This window comes from Ructibacterium gallinarum (assembly GCF_014982785.1).
In the GTDB taxonomy this organism is placed as follows: domain Bacteria; phylum Bacillota; class Clostridia; order Monoglobales; family Monoglobaceae; genus Ructibacterium; species Ructibacterium gallinarum.
The window spans coordinates 94343-112798 of sequence record NZ_JADCKB010000009.1; the positions used below are offsets into that span (position 1 = coordinate 94343).

The following is an 18456-nucleotide window of genomic DNA, read 5'->3' on the forward strand; positions in this document are numbered from 1 at the left end:
GCGATTGACATGGAAAATGTAACATTAAAAATTAACGGCATAGAGGTCACCGTTCCTGCGGATTATACGGTTTTGCAGGCGGCGCGGCAGGCTGGAATTGATATTCCGACTCTGTGCTACTTAAAAGATATCAGTCAGACCGGTTCTTGCCGGATGTGTGTTGTGGAGGTAAAGGGCGCTAGAAATTTACAGGCAGCCTGTGTTTATCCGGTGTCCGAAGGCTTGGAGGTGTTTACCAATACCCCAAAAGTTCGCCGTTCCCGTAAGGTAACGCTGGAATTGCTGCTGTCTAATCATGAACGGAAGTGTCTGACCTGTGTCAGAAACCGTAATTGTGAATTGCAGACTTTGGCAGAGGAACTGGGTATTGATAATATTAGTTATGAAGGAGAGCGGAATCAGTATGAGGTAGACGATCTTTCTCCTTCGATTATTCGGGATAACAACAAATGTGTTTTGTGCCGCCGCTGTGTCAGTGTTTGTAAGAATGTTCAAACGGTCGCGGTTATTGATGCGACACAGCGTGGATTTAAAACAACCATTGCTTCCCCGTTTGAAAAGTCACTGGCAGAGGTTCCGTGTGTTAATTGTGGCCAGTGTATTGCTGTTTGTCCGGTAGGCGCTCTGCGTGAAAAAGATAATACAGATGAGGTTTGGGATGCTTTGGCAGATCCGGATAAAATAGTGATTGTGCAGACGGCCCCGGCTGTCCGTGCAGCTTTGGGTGAGGAATTTGGCTTGCCTATTGGCACGCCTGTTACTGGCAAGATGGCAGCAGCACTGCGCCGTCTTGGATTTGACAAAACGTTTGATACGGATACCGGTGCGGATCTGACCATTATGGAGGAAGGAACCGAGCTGCTTAGCCGGATTAAAAACGGCGGTAAACTGCCGATGATTACTTCTTGTAGTCCAGGCTGGATTAAATTCTGTGAGCATAATTTCCCGGATTTCCTGGATAATTTATCCAGCTGTAAATCGCCGCATCAGATGTTTGGCGCTATTTTGAAGAGTTATTATGCGGAAAAGAACGGTATAGACCCTGCAAAAATTGTTAACGTGTCTGTTATGCCGTGCGTTGCAAAGAAATTTGAGTCCGGCCGGGAAGAAATGGAAAACGCTGGTCTTAGAGATGTGGACATTGTTATTTCCACTCGTGAACTGGCGCGGATGATTAAGCAGGCTGGTATCAAATTTACCGAGCTTCCAGATGAGAAATTTGACAATCCGTTTGAAGAAGCAACCGGCGCAGGCGTTATATTTGGTACAACTGGCGGTGTTATGGAGGCTGCTCTGCGCACAGTGGCAGAGGTTGTTACCGGAAAAGAACTTCCATCGATTGATTTTGAACAGGTAAGGGGCACCGAAGGCATTAAAACGGCAGTCGTACCAGTAGGTGATATGAATGTCCGTGTCGCTGTTGCGCATGGCCTTGGCAATGCACGGGCTTTGCTCAATAGCATTCGTAACGGTGAAGCTGAATATGACTTTATTGAAATCATGGCATGTCCGGGCGGTTGTGTGACCGGCGGTGGGCAGCCGATTGTATCCGCCCGGGTACAGATGGATGTGAACCTGAAGGCAGAGCGGGCAAAGGCGCTTTATCAGGAAGATAAAAATGCGCCGATTCGGAAGAGTCATGAAAATCCGGATATTAAAAAATTATATGAAGAATTCTTGGGCGAACCCGGAAGTCATAAAGCACATGAATTGCTGCATACGCATTATCATGCACGGCCGAAATTTTAAAGGAATGAAAAAGGCCTCTTTTCAGCAACGCTGAAAAGAGGCCATTTTTGGTTCTTAAGCGTGTTTGGATATACCGTGAAGAATGGGCGAAAGCCGTTTGTAAAGCAGAAAAGTGACAACGGATACCAGTATGCCTTTGAGTAGATTAAATGGCGTTACACTGAGTAAAATGACCTTCCATTGGTTGTCCACAAAGGGAAGGATCTTTTGGCACATACCAATAATTGCTTCCATGGGTATACCGGATACCTTAGTATAAAAAGGGAACATTATGTAGTAATTAGAGAGAATCCCCATGATTGAAAAACAAAGGGTGCCCACAAGCATGGCGAGTAGTGCTGTTTTCCGGGTCTTATGTTTTTTGTAGATCAAGCCTGCGGGAATGACAAAAGCACACCCCAGCAGAAAGTTGGAAAGTTCACCTACGCCGCCGGTTTTGGTGATAAACAGATGCAGCAGGTTTTTAATCAGCTCTGTGCAGGCGCCGGCAAGAGGACCAAAAGTAAAAGCCAGAATGACCGATGGAAGGTCTGAAAAATCTAGTTTGATAAAATCTGGCGCAATGGGAAGGTGAAATTCCAAAAGCATCAGTACAAAAGAGACTGCGGAGGCAACTGCTATGGTTACCAGCCGCCGTGTGTTTGAGGGTGCTGCAAGTTGATTGGTAGTTGTTGATGTTTTCATAAAAAGCTCCTATCCGCCGCTGTGTTCGGCATAAAATAATTTTGAAGGAAATCTCTTATCTACACAGAAAAATAGGATAAAAGATTTTTACCACCAATGGTTTCCCATGGTGGTTTCTTCCCATGGTGCATAAAAGCTTTTAGGGAAGCGCTTCAAGATGATGGAGGAAGTAAGATTTTTTTGGATAAAAAATCCCTGAAGCATTTGCTTCAGGGATGCATACCAAAAAACACAAAAACTTCTTTCATCCAGACTATACTGTCGGCTTCGGAATTTCACCGAATCTGCGGGAACATTTCTCGCTCGCGGGCTGTACCGCCGGTACGGAATTTCACCGATCCCTGAAGTGATATATTTCATTTTATTTTTTTTCAATTGGTTATTCAGATGGTTTGTCAGTTTCCTTAGGAGCAGGTGTTTGATACTGGCTGGAAGGCATTTTTTCCCGCCGTACTTCTACGCCGTCCTTTTTGACAACCCGGGTAACATGAAAGGTGTTGCCTCCGCCGCTTCGCAGAATATCTACGGAATAGTTTTCCGGGTTATATCCCCATATACTGAAGGTAACCACGCCGCCAGAGGCATCTGCCGCAATTTTAACTGGATATCCGGTGTTATTTTTAATCCGAAGATCCAAAACCCCCTGGGCAATGGTTGCATCCAGTCCGGGCGGCATATAGCCAACTTTTAGACTGTGATTATGACGCTCCACAATCTCTAGATTGGCATACAGCGCTGCACAGTATAAGGTAGAAGAAGGTTGGCAGATACCGCCGCCAAGACCACTTTCTACTTTATTTCCCACATAAACCGGCGCAGCTTGATAGCCGTTGGCGTAGGTCCGGGGAAGAATGGTTTTGTCATAAGAAAACTCTTCATCTGGCATGAGTTCATAGCCGTTAATTCTGCTGGTGGCAAGCCGGACATTGTTGATCCGCGCCGCTGATCCTGAAAAGTTTGTGCTATAACTTCCCAATTTATCTTTATATAAAACTTCCTGTAAAAACGCCGAAGTAATTTCGGGCTCCGTAGTAGTGACCGGAAAAACGACGGTATTGTTCGGCGCCGTTTTTACTGCATCAATGGCGTTCTGTACCGTTTCTTTATCGACGGTACATTTCAATTTTTCCGGAGCAACGGTAATTTTCCCGTCTTCTCCTTTTACATAATATGCATTCTGGGCTTCATTGGTCAGCCAGGCATAAAAGGTATCGAAATCCAAAGGAGCTGGCGGAGTATCTTTTGGAACCATAACCACATCAGAAAACTGCATGGCCTTGATCTGCCGTTCCACTTCCTCAATGACTGGCTGACGATCTACCTTGATTCCATCCACTTCCCCATAAAGAGTAACCTGATTTGGCTCCAGTTTAAAGGTATAACCTACCGGTTCGATTTCATAAGGGGCAGTAATGGCATCAATCGCCTGATTGAGAGCAACCGTATGATATTGGATGACCGGATCCAGATCGGTTCGATGGGCTGCGTGAAACAGATACGCGCCCATTTTTGCAAATAAATTGGTATAATTTCCTTCGCTTAGTGCATTTGCCGCGGTTTCTTTGTTGTTATATACCACTTCCAAATCATTGACCGGAATTTCTTCCCTGGAATCTTCACATATAAAAGGAATCGTCAAATCTTTGATTTTTTCGGAATAATATTGGTCATTGAGGAGCGAAAGGGCTTCCTCTGCCGTTTTGCCCTCCAATGCAACGGTCCCTACATAAACATTTGGAAAAATGCGGTCATAATTTTTAATATATGCGGCAAATAGGGAGAGAGGAAGCAGGAGCACAATCAAAACGCACACAGTAATTATAATACCATAGGTTTTACGCTTTGTTCCAACAGTTTTCTTTGGAGCAGACTTTTTGTCAATTTTGTTGCTGATGTCAGTATGACCGTCATATGTGGCAGACGCATCTGCTTTAGCAGTGTCGCCGGTGTTTTGCTTAATATTAGAAAGCGCCTCTTTCTCAGCATCCTGGCCGGAATTCCCCATATCCGGCGGTGGTGCTTGTGCATTGGTAGATGAGCGCTTAGTTTCTTTTTGCGCGTCCATACATTCACTCCTCCGATTCATTCATCAACTCTTACAGCATACCACATATTTTGTGAAAAAGCAATTAAAAATTACAAAATATTGCTATCCTTTCTTTTTTCATGCCGAAAAATTGAAAATAATGTCAGGAGAGGATGTAATTTGCAGAAAAGCTTTTTCGAAATGGCAGCAAAATAATGATATACAATTGTAGTATATGTTTATTGGTTGCTTAAAATGCTGGCAACAAATTGTTTTGCTGTTCTTCCCGAAAAACCATTGTAATTAATTTCCCATGTCAAAGCCTTAGAACGAATTTCCTCTGTCATTTCAATTCCGCGGCTCATTAACATATTTTCCACAATTTGTAAATATTCGTTTTGTGTCGGTGTTAAAAAGCTGAGATTAATGCCAAATCGTGACGCCAGAGATTTGCGCTCGCTGAGGCCTTCATTGCGGTGGACTTCATCACTGAGATAACCCTCGCGTTCGGACCAGGTTTCTTTGATTAGGCTCCTGCGGTTGGAGGTAGCATAGATCAAGACGTTGCTGCCGCGCATTTCCGCTTGGCCGTCCAAAGCAGATTTTAAAAGTTTATAGCTCATATCGTCTGGTTCAAAGGAGAGATCATCGATAAAAATAATATATTTTAATATGTTATTTTTAATGGTGGTAAATAACTGAGGGAGATCATTTAAGTATGATTTTTTTAGTTCAATCAAGCGAAGACCACGGTCTTTAAACATATTCAGGCAGGCTTTCACACAAGAAGATTTTCCTGTTCCGCTGCTTCCTGTCAGAAGAACATCGTTGGCGCTTTGCCCACAGAGGAAGCTTTCGGTATTGGCAATCAACACCTTCTTTTGATGCTGGAGACCGGTCAAATCCTCAAACTGAATGGGATCGGGACGGTTGATGCCAATCAACCCGGAGCCATCCCATTCCAGTGCCGCATATGCAGTGGCCTTTCCAGTTCCAAAGCTTTCTGCGTGGGCAAGGATAGCGCCGCCCAGCGCTTCGTTGGACTGGCATTCAATCATGCTTTGCAGCGAGAGAACATAGCTTTTTAAACCGGTGTGCAAGGTTTGGGTACAAATATTGTCCAGTGAAACAAGGCCTTGCCGATGGAATAAGGCATCCCAATCAATGTCAAGAAGCTCGGTGTAAATGGTTTTAATATCCTGGCGAAGAAAGTCCCTCAAATGAACAATGTCCGGAAGCCCATCCTGTTCCAGCATAGTGCGCAGAACATATTCACGGATAATACTTTGCTTAGTAATTCTGTGACTGGCATAAGAAATTAACCCCCGTGCTGCGGTATAATAAGCCTCCTGGCTTCCGGTTTCGCGAAAGGTGAGCAGGGATTGGATAATGCTATCACGGGTCAGGTTGTCAAAAATAAAAAGATTCATAAAATGGTCATACCTTTCTTTTTATAGTCTAAATTAATTTATGATTTACAGCTGTCAAGAAGGTTTAAAGCAAGCTGTGTGTTTTCGACCGCTTTTTCCCCGGATATTTTTCCGGCTTCCTTCAGCTTGGCAGTAAGTTCTTCATATTCTTTTGTAATTTTATCGACATAACGGCAAACGGTCAGTGGATTGACGTGCTCCACCGATGCAGTATATTCTTGTCCGATATAATGCATGGTTGCCTGGATTTTGGGGTCATAAGTTAGCCCAATGACCGGTGTTCCCATTTTGGCCGCATAAATAAGAGTATGCAAACGCATGCCAAGAATCAGGCTGGCGCCGCCCACAACACCCAGCTGCTGTGAGGGCGTGGGATGGCCTTTGAGAATATATCCCTTCTCTTTCATGAGATTACAGATCCTTTGGGAAATGGGAAGATCCTTGGCTTCCTGCATGGGAATAAACAAGATTTCCAATTGATGTTTTTCTTTAATATAATCAGCAATCTGGGCAATGTATTTTTCAAGATCGGGATCGGCGTATTTCCAGGGCCGAACAGCGATTCCGCAATACCGACTGCCAGAAGGAAGACCTGCTTTTTCTGTCAGAACCGCCGATTCCTCAGGACTAGCTGCTACCAAATTAAAAGCTGGGTCAGCAGTTACCAGGATTTTGGGTTTAGTGACACCAAAGCGTTTTAATTCCTCCAGGGAAGAAGGCTCGCGCAGTGTAATGAGATCCACCCGGTTTAACACATTACGGATTCGTTTGTGGTTGCTTTCGTGCCGGATGGGACCGATACCATTGGCATAGAGCATGACTTTGGCTCCCAGCTTTTTGGCCAGATAAATGATGCTGAGATAATAAGTCAGTGATTTATCGGAGGTAATGTCTTGAATCAGACTACCGCCGCCGCTGATCAGCAGGCGGGTTTTGCGCATGTTCCATAAAATCCGCGGCAGGTTAAACCGGTGAATGGCATCGATGCCGTAAATGGTTCGGGTTTCTGCCGGGTCATTGGAAAGCGCGAGGATTCGCAGTTCAGGCCGGTTGGCACTGAGACTGTCTACCATAGCCTTTAATATAGAGTCATCGCCGCTGTTGTGAAAGCCGTAATAGCCGGAAATCATAATGTCGATTTTCCCTTTGGATTCCCGGATCGGATTTGTAATCAAATAAGAGTCAATATCCTCAAACTCCTGGGAGGAAACCTCATTAATTTTACTGTTTTTGATGATGGAAATGTACATTTTCATGGCGTCATCTGCCATAGTCTCCACCGAATACCGTTCTATTACAGTTTGGCGGGCGTAAGCGCCCAGCTGTGCCTGCTGCTCCGGAGAGGCAGTTAAAACAGCAAGGACGTCTTCCTGGAGCTTAGCGGCAGAGGTTGCTTCGCAGCCGCGGCAGCAAAAGTTTGTATCAATACAAATTTGTAGTTTGTCCTTATCAAAGATTCCAATATATCCTTCATTTCCTGCAATAATGGCGGGCTTTTCACATGCCATCGCTTCCAGTGCCGCCCGACTGACACCGATAAAAAGGTCGCCGCTGGCTACAAAACGGTTGATATCGGTGCGGCTTCCGGTGGTAATAATGACCCGCCGGCCAAGCCTCTGGTTTACCGCTTCACTTTCATTTTTGACGGCTTCATAATCATTGCCGCCGCCGACAATAACGACCTCTAGATTCGGTATTTTTTCCGTTAGCGTCGGAGTGATTTCAATCAATTTATGGGCGGCAAAGCTGCGGTCAATATCCATGCGGCTAACATAGACAATGCGCGTCCGTCCCTTCTGAAGCCCAAACTCCTGCGCTACGGCAGAATAGTCCGTATCCCTTGAAAATTTTTCGGTATCAATGCCGTTAATGGTAACCCGGATATGCTCCGGATCAATTCCGTAGTTTTCCACTAAATAATCTTTGATATCATCACTGACAGCCAAAGAGCGGTCGCCCCAGCGGGTCAGGAGATTATAGGGAAAGCGGGTGGAAAATACCCAATGGGCGGTGGTAACAAACCGAAAATGGTACCGTTTGTGCAGCAAGCCGCACAAAAATGCGGGAATTCTTGCGTGTGCATGCACCACATCAATATGGTTTTCAAAAATAATTTGTTTCAGCAGCTGATAAGCGCGGCGGAGACAGAGAGGACTTTTGCTGTGAAACGGCACCTTGATATGGCGGATGCCGGCTTCTTTTAATTCTTGCTCATAGGCTCCGCCGTTGGAGGCGACAATTACCTCTACGCCGCGCCGTGCCAGCGCTTTGGATAGTTCAACAATATGGGTTTCCGCGCCGCCGATGTCAAGCTGCATGGTTGCCATTAAAATCCGCATATACATTCTCCTTCCGCATACCGCGAAATATTTTATCATAAATTTTATTGTATAACAGTTATGCGGTGATGTCAACTAATAAAATTTTGTTTTTACAGATACAATACTTTTTTGTCAAATTTCAACAGCCAAAAGAAAAAATAAGAAAAGCCAGGGAGGTTTTTGACGAAAGCAGTTGACGTTTTTAAAAATTAAGTATATAATATAAAGGTTCATTCTATAGTTTTTTATACAGAACGTACCCAAACTGTGGGATTTTCCGCATAAAGCAGGGAATCAAAGAGGATGGTTGGGCGTATTATAAAAAGTTTAAATAAAATGGAGGAGTTTATCATGAGTAGAGTTTACAATTTTTCGGCAGGACCTTCCATGCTTCCGCTTGAAGTACTGGAGAGGGCGCAAAAGGAGATGCTGGACTGTAACGGCAGCGGCCAGTCCGTTATGGAGATGAGCCACCGTTCCAAAGAATACCAGGCAATCATTGATGACGCTGAAGCCTTGCTGCGGGAAATCATGAATATCCCGGACAATTACAAGGTACTGTTTTTGCAGGGCGGCGCATCTACACAGTTTGCAATGATTCCCTTGAATCTGGGAAATAAGAATAAAAAGGCAGACTATGTAATTACTGGTCAGTGGGCAAAAAAAGCTTTTGCGGAAGGAAAACGTTATCTGGAAGCGCATGATATTGCATCCAGCGCGGATAAGACTTTTTCCTATCTGCCCAAGGTAGATAAATCCATGTTGACTCCAGGTGCGGATTTTGTACATATCACTTATAACAACACCATATACGGAACTCACTTTAACACCATGCCGGATTTCGGCGATGCCGTGGTAGTCAGCGACATGTCTTCTTGTATTCTTTCTGAAGAAGTGGATGTCAGCAAGTTTGGTCTGATCTATGCAGGCGCGCAGAAGAATATGGGACCTGCCGGCGTAACAGTAGTGATTGTCCGTGAAGATTTGATTGGTAATGCCATGGAGTTTACGCCTACCATGTTAAATTACGAAACGCATGCAAGTAACGGTTCCATGTTTAACACACCTCCGACCTATGCAATTTATATTTGTAAGCTGGTTTTTGAATGGATCAAAAACATGGGCGGTATTCCTGTTATGCACGAAAAGAATGTGAAAAAAGCGAAGGTGTTGTATGATTTTCTGGACCAGTCTTCCATGTTTAAAGGCACAGTGGTTCCGGAGGATCGTTCTTTGATGAATGTACCGTTTGTGACCGATTCAGATGAGCTCAATGCCAAATTTATTGCAGAGGCAAAGGCAAAGGGATTTGTGAACCTGAAAGGCCACAGAACCGTCGGCGGAATGCGCGCCAGCATTTATAATGCAATGCCGCTGGAGGGCGTAGAAGCTTTGGTTGCGTTTATGAAGGAATTTGAAGCCAACAATAAATAAAGAAAAAGAAAGGGCTTGAGTGCTATGTATCAGATTCAAACATTAAATAAAATTTCCAAAAAGGGTTTGGCGCGTCTGGGTGATAATTATACTTGTGCTGACGAAATTGCCAATCCGGACGGAATTATCTTAAGAAGCTTTAAAATGCATGATATGGAGCTGCCAGAGAGCTTGCGGGCTGTGGCACGTGCCGGTGCAGGCGTTAACAATATCCCCATTGACAAATGTACAGAAAAAGGGATTGTTGTTTTCAACACACCGGGCGCAAATGCCAATGCGGTAAAAGAATTGGTTATTGCAGCGCTTCTGCTTTCTTCCAGAAAGATCGTGCAGGGAATCGAATGGACAAAAACATTGATTGGCCAGGGCGATGCTATTTCCGGTCTGGTAGAGAAGGGAAAGTCCAATTTCGTAGGACCGGAGATTGAGGGGAAAACCCTCGGTGTGGTTGGCCTTGGAGCTATTGGCGTTCGGGTAGCCAATGCGGCGCATCATCTCGGCATGGATGTAATCGGTTTTGATCCGTATTTGTCAGTAGATGCTGCATGGCATTTAACCAGATTTGCGCATAAAGCAAATGACCTTCAAACTTTGTTGGAAAAGGCAGATTATATTACCATTCATGTGCCGGCAACACCGGAGACGAAGGGGATGTTTAATTCTGAAGCCTTTGCGGCTATGAAGCCGGGGGCGCGTCTGCTGAACTTCTCGCGGGATACCTTGGTGGACGAAGGCGATGTGATTGCGGCGCTGGACAGCGGAAAACTGGCTTGTTATATTACGGATTTTTCAAGTGAAGCGCTTCTTGCCCATGACAATGTTATTTGTATGCCGCATCTTGGTGCATCTACTCCGGAAAGTGAAGAAAATTGTGCAGTCATGGCCGCAGACGAGATTAAGGACTTTCTGGAAAACGGGAACATTACCAACAGCGTGAATTTTCCTGCTTGCGACATGGGGAAAGCAGTTGGAACGCGAATTACCATTCTTCACAAGAATGTACCTAATATGCTGAAACAGTTGACAGATGCACTTGCCAGCAAGGGCGTTAATATCGAGAATATGCTTAATAAGAGCAAGGGCGATAATGCCTATACCATTATTGATATTGCAGGCAGCTGTTCTCCGGCAGTAGCCGCTGATATGGAAAAAATTGACGGTGTTATTAAGATTACAGTGCTGTAAGAAAGATCAGTAAACCAGATGGTCGCGCATAGCGGCGTCGCTGTTATGTGAGGAAAGTCCGGGCTCCATAGGACAGGGTGCAAGCTAACGGCTTGTGGAGGCGACTCTAAGGAAAGTGCAACAGAAAGATACCGCCCGCTTTTGGCGGGTAAGGGTGGAAAGGCGAGGTAAGAGCTCACCCGCCCGTATGGTGACATACGGGCGCTGTAAACCCCACTCGGAGCAACGCTTGAATGGGAGGCTAAGCTGGTCCGGCATCTCCCGAGAAGGCGGCTTGAGGCGTGTGGCGACATGCGTCCCAGATAGATGACCATCCGCGACAGAACCCGGCTTACGGTTTGCTGATATTAATTTTAGATTTTAGAGACGGAAAATTTGTTCTGTTTCTTCTCAAAAAAAGGCCGACACAGAGCGCTTGCTCTGCATCGGCTTTTTTATGCTTGCCCTAGTATGCTTTGCATTTCTGCCTGCACCGCGTGCAGCATTGCTTGTGCGGCATTGGCATCTTTGTCTCGAATCATATAATATAATTTGATTTTTGGCTCCGTGCCAGAGGGTCGAATGACAAAGGTGGAACCATTGGCAAAGAGAAATTCAAGTACATTCGATTGGGGCAGAGAGAGAGAATAAGATGTGCCGTTTTGAATTCCCTTTCCAGTCAAATAATCATTGTGTCCACATATTTCATAGTCGCCCAGGGAATTGAAAGGAGCGTTTCGGAATTGGGACATCAAGGCTTGTATTTTTTCTGCGCCGTCCATTCCTTTTAAGGTAATGGATACCGTTTCTTCCAGATAATATCCATATTCCTGATAGAGGTCCTGCATCACATCATACAGCGTTTTCCCTTGCTGATGATAGTAAACGGCCATCTCGGCAATTAGCATAGAGGCAACCACCGCATCCTTATCCCGGGCATAAGTGCCTGCCAAATAGCCGTAACTCTCTTCCAGCCCCAGCAAAAAGGTGTAGGAATTTTCCTGTTCAAATTCATGAATTTTCTCACCAATAAATTTAAAACCAGTCAGTGTTTGGAAGAAGGTGACGCCGTATTTTTGGCAGATGGATTTTAGCATTCCTGTGGTTACAATGGTAGAAACCACCGCGCCGTTTGGCGGTAGCGTACCCATGGCCTGCTTTTGAGAAAGCATATAATTGGTCAGGAGTGCGCCGACCTGGTTCCCGGTCATAGTGATGTAATCTCCGGATTGGTCTCTGACCACAATGCCTACACGGTCAGAATCGGGATCGGTGCCAATAATTAAATCACAGCTGTTTTCTTTTGCAAGAGCAATGGCGCGGGTAAAGCATTCTTTGTTTTCAGGGTTCGGGGATTTGACAGTAGGGAAATTTCCGTCCGGTTCTACCTGTTCTTGTACCAATAATACCTGATCAAAGCCTGTTTCCTTTAAAATACGGCGAACCGGAATGTTTCCGGAACCGTGGAGTGGGGTATAAATCAGACGGTATCCAGTTTTGCTGAGTTCAGGGTGTACCGCCTGTTTTTTTACTTCTGCAATATAGGCATCATCTACTTCTTTGCCAATCAGCTGAAATTTAATACCTTCTTCCGGCGTTTCTGGCGGCTCTACTGAAACGGTAAAAGGATCAATGCGGTCAATGTAATGAATAATGCGGTCAGAAACGCTGGGGGGCAGTTGGCCTCCGTCTTCAAAATAGACCTTATAACCGTTATACTCTGCGGGATTATGAGAGGCGGTAATGACAATTCCAGCAAAGGCGTGCAAATACCGTACCGCAAAGGAGAGCATGGGCGTAGGGCGCAGGCTGTCAAACAGATAAACGGTAATACTGTTGGCCTGCAGGACAGCCGCTGTATGTTCTGCAAATTCCCGGGAGTGATTGCGGGAATCGTGTGCAATCACTACGCCACGCCGGCGGGCGTCTATTCCCTGTTCCTTAATATATTCTGCAAGACCTTGCGTAGCCTTTCCAATCACATAGGAATTCATCCGGTTGGTACCGGCGGCCATGACACCGCGCAAGCCCCCGGTACCAAATTCCAGTTCGCGATAAAAGCGGTCCTTTATTTCATTTTGATCTGTAAGAGCGGAAAGCTCTGCGGCAGTTTTTTCATCTGCGCAGGCAATCCATTTTTCATAGGTTTTTAATGCGTCCATAATTTTTCCTGCTTTCTTTTTGAATTATATAGAATTAGAATCCCCGCGGCTAAGCGCGGGGAGATGTCTATGCGGCTGGATTGGGCGGTATCACAAAATGAACACCCAGCTGATCCACGTGGTTAATGGCGTGCTGAGGACATTTCTTCGCACAAATGCCACAGTTTACGCATTTTAAGGGATCAATCGCCGCAAGATTGTCTTTGACCGTGATGGCTTCCTTGGGACAATTTTTTGCACAGATGCCGCAGCCGATACAGCCAACTTGGCAGTCATGCCGTGTCAGCTTGCCTTTTTCCACCGATTTACATGTAATGGTATATTTGCTTTTTGCCGGTAAAATTTTAATGATTTTTTTAGGACATTCTGCCGCACAGGCGCCGCAGGCAACACATTTGTCTGGGTCAACCACGGCAACTCCGGTTTCTACGGAGATGGCGTCAAATTTGCATACCTTTACACAGGAGCCAAGGCCCAGGCAGCCGTGAGGGCACATTTTTTCTCCGCCACCCAAACGTGCGGCGCTGTGGCAGTCACGCGGACCATCAAAGGTATACTTTTGAAGAGCACGCTCGGGTGTACCATTACAGAGAACCCGGGCAACCATTTTTTCTTTGGTTTCATTTTCTACGCCCAGGATTTCCGCAATTTTTTGGGCAGTCGCTTCGCCGCCCACCGGACACATGTTGGGGCGAACACCGCCTTTCACCAGTGCATTTGCATAGGCACTGCAGCCGGCAAAGCCGCAGCCGCCGCAGTTGGCGCCGGGAAGCGCATCTAGAATTTTAGGAACGCGCTCGTCTGTTTTTACGGCAAAAACTCTGGAGGCAACGCCCAAGAGTGCGCCAAACAGCAGGCCCATGCCGCCGATAATAAGAATAGGAATGATAATCTGATTCATAGTTTCTTGCCTCCCTTATTGAAAGCTGAGCCCGGAAAATCCCAAAAACGCAATGGATAACAGGGCGGCGGTAATCAGTACGATAGGCATTCCTTTTAAGAAAGAAGGAATGTCGGCGCCTTCCAGACGCTCTCTGACACCGGCAAATAGAACAATGGCAACGGTAAAACCGATGGCCGCAGAGGTGCCATAGGTCAGGGATTTTAAAAAGCTCATTTCGGTCCCGCCAAATTTGGAGATATTTTGAATGGCGACGCCCAGCACAGCGCAGTTTGTGGTAATCAGTGGAAGGTATACCCCAAGAGCATTATAAAGGGAAGGAATACTTTTTTGCAGAAACATCTCCACAAACTGAACCAATACCGCAATGACCAGGATAAAAGCAATGGTCTGGAGATATTCAATGTGGAATTGCGCCAGCAAATACTCCTGCACTACCCAGGTAATGGCAGAGGCGCAAAGCATGACGAAAATGACGGCAAAACCCATGCCGGCAGCGGTTTCTACCTTTTTGGAAACACCCAAAAAGGGGCAGATACCAAGAAACTGCACCAGAACAAAGTTATTGATCAAAATAGCGCCGATGCTGATGATAAGTAAATCACGAACCATGGTTTGCGTCCTCCTTTGCGTTTTTTATTTTTTTGGTAATGCTGTTGATGATGGCTAAGAGAATCCCCAGCGTCAGGAATGCGCCCGGCGGAAGAATCATGATAGAAACCGGCTGAAAGCTGTCTCCGAACAAGGGAATGCCTGCAAAGGTTCCTGCTCCGAGAATTTCCCGGACAGAAGAAATCAAAATCAAAGCGCAGGTAAAACCCAATCCCATGCCCAAACCGTCAAAGGCGGAATGCAGGACGTTGTTTTTAGAAGCAAAAGCCTCTGCACGGCCAAGAATAATACAGTTTACCACAATCAGAGGAATATAGATGCCAAGACTGCCGGATAATGCAGGTACATAAGCGTTCATCAGCATTTGTACAATGGTGACAAATCCTGCTATAATGACAATATAAGAGGCAATCCGGATTTTGTTGGGAATAAAATTCCGAAGCAGGGAAATGACCATATTGGAGCAGATCAGAACTGCTGTCGTGGAAAGTCCCATCCCTACAGCATTGGTCACACCGGTGGTGACTGCCAGTGTCGGGCACATTCCCAACAAAAGAACAAAAGTCGGATTTTCGGTAATCAGTCCGTTGAGAAAGGTTTTAAACGGTGAGGTTTTCATGATGCGCTGCCTCCTTTTTGCGTATTTGCGAACGCGGCGGCTTCCAGCGCGGTATTGACCGCTTTGGTCACTGCCTTTGAGGTAATGGTGGCGCCGGAAATGGCTTCCACTTCATTGCCGGAAGGGGTACTGTTTTTAATGACTTGAATTCCCTTTGTGAGATCTTTATATTGATCTAAGAATTCTGGTTCGGTGGATTTTGCGCCCAGTCCGGGGGTTTCGCTCATGCTCATGATTTTGACCTGTTTAATTTCCAGATCCTTGGTAATACCTGTCATAACGCTAATGTCGCCGCCATAGCCTTCCGAGCATATTGCTGTGACCACAAAGCCGCTGTCTGATGCATAAACGGAATCCACTTTTACACCTGATTCAGACGGGGTAAACGCAGAACAGTCAATTTCTTCAAAGGATTTGGAGCCTGGCAGAACCTCTGCCATAGAGGCTTCAAAGGTTTTTTGATTATTTGCGGCAATGATGGGCTCGGTTACCATGTTGACGCCAGCCAAAAGGGCAGCGACAATGGCGCAGATCAATAAAAGCTTGGTGGTAAGTGTAAGAACTTCTTTCATGTCATGCCGCCTCCTTTTTCAGTTTGGACGTACCGTACCGGCGCGGTGCCGTCAGTTTGTCGATCAGCGGCGTGGCAACATTCATGAGAAGAATGGAATAGGAAACGCCTTCCGGATAGCCGCCCCAGAATCGAATAAGGATCGTGATAATGCCACAGCCGATACCAAATATAATCTGTCCTTTTGGAGTAAAAGGCGTGGTGCTGTAATCTGTTGCCATAAAAAAGGCGCCAAGCATCAGTCCGCCGGATAAAATCTGATAGAGCCAATCGCCGGTGAAAAACCCATTTTCTCCGCCGAAAATCCAGGCGCCCAGTGCCACAGTGGCAATGAAGGCCACGGGAACCCGAAGCCGAATAACGCCCTGAAACAGAAGATAGGCGGCGCCAATCAAAATAGCAAGCGTGGAGGTTTCACCGATACAGCCGCCTACATTTCCTAAAAATAATTGCAGATATGAGGGCGGGTTATCGGTAACCAACGGTGTGGCCGCGGTGACAACATCTGCGGTGTAAAACAGGGGAATACTGGTTCCCGGCTGGGGCCAGGTGGTCATGGCGAGTGCCCAGGAAGCCAGCAAGAACGCCCGCGCTCCCAGTGCAGGGTTCATAAAGTTGTGTCCCAGGCCGCCGAAGAATTGCTTGACAACAATAATTGCAAAAAAGGAACCAATGACCGGTATCCAAAGGGGGATGCTAGCTGGCAGGTTAAAAGCCAGAAGCATACCGGTAACAACGGCACTGAAGTCTGAAATGGTTGCAGGCTTGTTCAAAAGCTTTTGCCATAGTGCTTCAAAAATCACGCAGGAGGCAACGCAGATTAAGGTGACAATCAAAGCGCGGTATCCAAATACGATACAGCCTGCAATTAGAGCCGGCAGCAGGGCAATGACTACGTTCAGCATAATTCGCTGGATGGAATCTTTTCCCGCAATATGCGGCGCGTGTGATACAATTAGTTTTTCTCCCATATTCCATTACGCCTTTCTGCCCACAAATCATAAGCCGTTCTGCGTGATCGTGGGCGGATCATGCAGGAATGCTTTCATACAGAGCAAAACACATGTTTTACTGTGCTTTATTCTGTGCATTTTTCATTTTGATTTTTGCGACCTTAATTTGCTGTACCTGCCGCCGTTTGGATGGACAGACATAAGCACAGCTGCCACATTCAATACAGTCATTGATATGTAATTTTTCAAGGGCTGCAAAATTATCTGCCCGTGCCATTTTATCCAGCAGATTAGGCTGAAGGTTCATAGGACAGGCATATAGGCATTTGGCACAGCGGACACAGGGAAGTTCGCTGTCAAGCCGTGCGGATTCCGCCCCAAAGGCTAAAATCCCCGAGGTGCCCTTAATGACGGGTACATCGGCGTTGGGAACCGCAATACCCATCATGGGGCCACCCATAATAATTTTCTGCGGTTCTTCTGAGAAGCCGCCGGACTGATTTAATATGTAAGAAAATGGGGTGCCAATGCGAACCCGGTAGTTCATAGGATTTTTTAATGCATCGCCGCCTATGGTAACAATCCGGCGCATCAGCGGCTGATGGTCAACCACTGCCCGCATAACAGAAGCACAGGTGTCAATATTGGAAACAATACAGCCTACCTGCCATGGCAGTTGACCGGGCTTGACCTTTCGGCCTGTAATGGCGTTGATCAGCTGTTTTTCCGCCCCCTGGGGATACTTGGTTTTGACCGGGACAACGTGAATGGTTTTTTCCGTACATTGTGCGGTTTTTTCCTTCAGAACAGCAATGGCATCCGGTTTGTTATTTTCAATTCCGATATAGCCTTCTTCTAGACCAAAAATTTGAAGAATGATGCAGAGTCCTGTTATAATTTCATCTGGGGTCTCCAGCATGGCACGATGATCTGAGGTCAAATAAGGTTCACATTCTGCGCCGTTGATGATAACATAATCAATATGTGCTTCTGGCGGCGGTGAGAATTTTACATGGGTGGGAAAAGCGGCGCCGCCCATGCCTACAATACCGGCCTCTTGAATTATAGTAATCATATCTTTGGATGACAGGGATTTATAATCCCGTTTGGGCTGTAAAAGTGCAGGGTCAGGGGTGTCTTTACCATCGTTTGTAATAATGATACAATCCATGACAGTACCGCTGGGATGCAGCCTTTTTTCAATTGCTTTTACGGTTCCGGATATGGAAGCGTGAATACCGCAGGATACAAAGCCCCCGGCTTCCGCAATTTTTTGTCCCATTAAGACGGATTCGCCGGGTTTTACCACAGGAACTGCCGGTGCACCAATGTGCTGGGAAAGCGGATAAATCAGCTCTTCTGGCGGGGTAAGATCCACTATGGGTTTGGCGCAGGTGGCATTTTTGTGTCCGTCTGGGTGTATGCCGCCCCGAAATGTTTTCATGCCTTTTCCTCCTTTTTAAAATGAACGGAGCGCTAAGTAATATGTTAAAAATTTGTCGAAAATACGCTTCTGTTCATTCGATATACATAATTTAAAGTATACAATTCTATTTTTGATTTGTCAAGGAAAAAGGCGGCGTTACAATAGAAGGTTTGGTGAAATAAAAGGAATGTTACAAAAGAGAAATAAAAAAGAAATATGGAGAGAAAGGGCATAAAAAAACAGCTTGATTTATCATGAAAATCAAGCTGACAGCCTGTAGAAAAACCCCTGTTTTCGCTCAGAAAGCAGGGGCTGCTTTTGTTAATGAGAATAAATTTCTAAAAATTTGCGTAAAGGCGAAAAGATATGTTGATTTATCAGTTCTGTTCCACCTATGTATTGCG

The 18456-nt window shown here is 45.8% G+C and carries 14 protein-coding genes, 1 other RNA gene and 1 riboswitch; of the genes, 4 read left to right on the forward strand and 11 right to left on the reverse strand.

Features of this window, described 5'->3' with window-relative positions; genetic code table 11:
• Nucleotides 1-9 precede the first annotated feature (9 nt).
• On the forward strand, nt 10-1749 hold the full coding sequence (locus INF28_RS05910) for an NADH-dependent [FeFe] hydrogenase, group A6 (RefSeq protein WP_226392542.1): 1740 nt from the start codon (nt 10-12) through the stop codon (nt 1747-1749).
• A gap of 54 nt (nt 1750-1803) precedes the next feature.
• On the opposite strand, the gene INF28_RS05915 is transcribed toward INF28_RS05910, so the two are convergent.
• The 4 genes from INF28_RS05915 to csaB form a co-directional block, all read right to left on the reverse strand.
• Complete coding sequence (locus INF28_RS05915) at nt 1804-2433, reverse strand: ECF transporter S component (protein WP_226392543.1); 630 nt, start codon at nt 2431-2433, stop codon at nt 1804-1806.
• A gap of 232 nt (nt 2434-2665) precedes the next feature.
• A riboswitch (FMN riboswitch) is annotated at nt 2666-2786 on the reverse strand.
• 26 nt (nt 2787-2812) lie between these two features.
• The gene (locus INF28_RS05920) at nt 2813-4498 is read right to left on the reverse strand and encodes a VanW family protein (RefSeq protein ID WP_226392544.1); all 1686 of its coding nucleotides are present in this window, start codon (nt 4496-4498) and stop codon (nt 2813-2815) included.
• A 200-nt stretch (nt 4499-4698) separates the two neighbouring features.
• Complete coding sequence (locus tag INF28_RS05925) at nt 4699-5889, reverse strand: ATP-binding protein (RefSeq protein ID WP_226392545.1); 1191 nt, start codon at nt 5887-5889, stop codon at nt 4699-4701.
• Nucleotides 5890-5927: 38 nt separating this feature from the next.
• Entirely contained in the window at nt 5928-8228 is a 2301-nt protein-coding gene (gene csaB, locus INF28_RS05930) for a polysaccharide pyruvyl transferase CsaB (protein WP_226392546.1), read from the reverse strand.
• A 333-nt stretch (nt 8229-8561) separates the two neighbouring features.
• Between csaB and serC the strand changes: the two genes are divergently transcribed.
• The 3 genes from serC (at nt 8562) to rnpB (ending at nt 11178) form a co-directional block, all read left to right on the forward strand.
• The gene (gene serC / locus INF28_RS05935; RefSeq protein WP_226392547.1) at nt 8562-9644 is read left to right on the forward strand and encodes a 3-phosphoserine/phosphohydroxythreonine transaminase; all 1083 of its coding nucleotides are present in this window, start codon (nt 8562-8564) and stop codon (nt 9642-9644) included.
• Between the two features lie 24 nt (nt 9645-9668).
• Entirely contained in the window at nt 9669-10829 is a 1161-nt protein-coding gene (locus INF28_RS05940) for a phosphoglycerate dehydrogenase (protein ID WP_226392548.1), read from the forward strand.
• 6 nt (nt 10830-10835) lie between these two features.
• Nucleotides 10836-11178: RNase P RNA component class A (gene rnpB, locus INF28_RS05945), an RNA gene on the forward strand.
• Nucleotides 11179-11263: 85 nt separating this feature from the next.
• On the opposite strand, the gene INF28_RS05950 is transcribed toward rnpB, so the two are convergent.
• The 7 genes from INF28_RS05950 to rsxC all read right to left on the reverse strand — a co-directional run bounded on the left by INF28_RS05950 (nt 11264) and on the right by rsxC (nt 18070).
• Nucleotides 11264-12970, reverse strand: a complete 1707-nt coding sequence (locus INF28_RS05950; RefSeq protein ID WP_226392549.1) for a phospho-sugar mutase — start codon at nt 12968-12970, stop codon at nt 11264-11266.
• 67 nt (nt 12971-13037) lie between these two features.
• Nucleotides 13038-13871, reverse strand: coding sequence for an RnfABCDGE type electron transport complex subunit B (locus INF28_RS05955; RefSeq protein WP_226392550.1), 834 nt, complete (start codon nt 13869-13871; stop codon nt 13038-13040).
• Nucleotides 13872-13886: 15 nt separating this feature from the next.
• Nucleotides 13887-14483: an electron transport complex subunit RsxA gene (rsxA, locus tag INF28_RS05960; RefSeq protein WP_226392551.1), complete on the reverse strand. Its 597-nt coding sequence runs from the start codon at nt 14481-14483 to the stop codon at nt 13887-13889.
• Nucleotides 14473-15102: an electron transport complex subunit RsxE gene (gene rsxE, locus INF28_RS05965; protein WP_226392552.1), complete on the reverse strand. Its 630-nt coding sequence runs from the start codon at nt 15100-15102 to the stop codon at nt 14473-14475. Before rsxE ends, rsxA begins: the two co-directional genes overlap by 11 nt.
• Entirely contained in the window at nt 15099-15674 is a 576-nt protein-coding gene (locus INF28_RS05970; protein WP_226392553.1) for an RnfABCDGE type electron transport complex subunit G, read from the reverse strand. The genes rsxE and INF28_RS05970 overlap by 4 nt, the downstream gene beginning before the upstream one ends.
• A 1-nt stretch (nt 15675) precedes the next feature.
• A complete protein-coding gene (locus INF28_RS05975; protein ID WP_226392554.1) occupies nt 15676-16644 on the reverse strand; it encodes an RnfABCDGE type electron transport complex subunit D in 969 nt (322 codons plus the stop codon).
• Between the two features lie 97 nt (nt 16645-16741).
• Entirely contained in the window at nt 16742-18070 is a 1329-nt protein-coding gene (gene rsxC, locus INF28_RS05980) for an electron transport complex subunit RsxC (RefSeq protein ID WP_226392555.1), read from the reverse strand.
• Nucleotides 18071-18456: the final 386 nt, after the last annotated feature.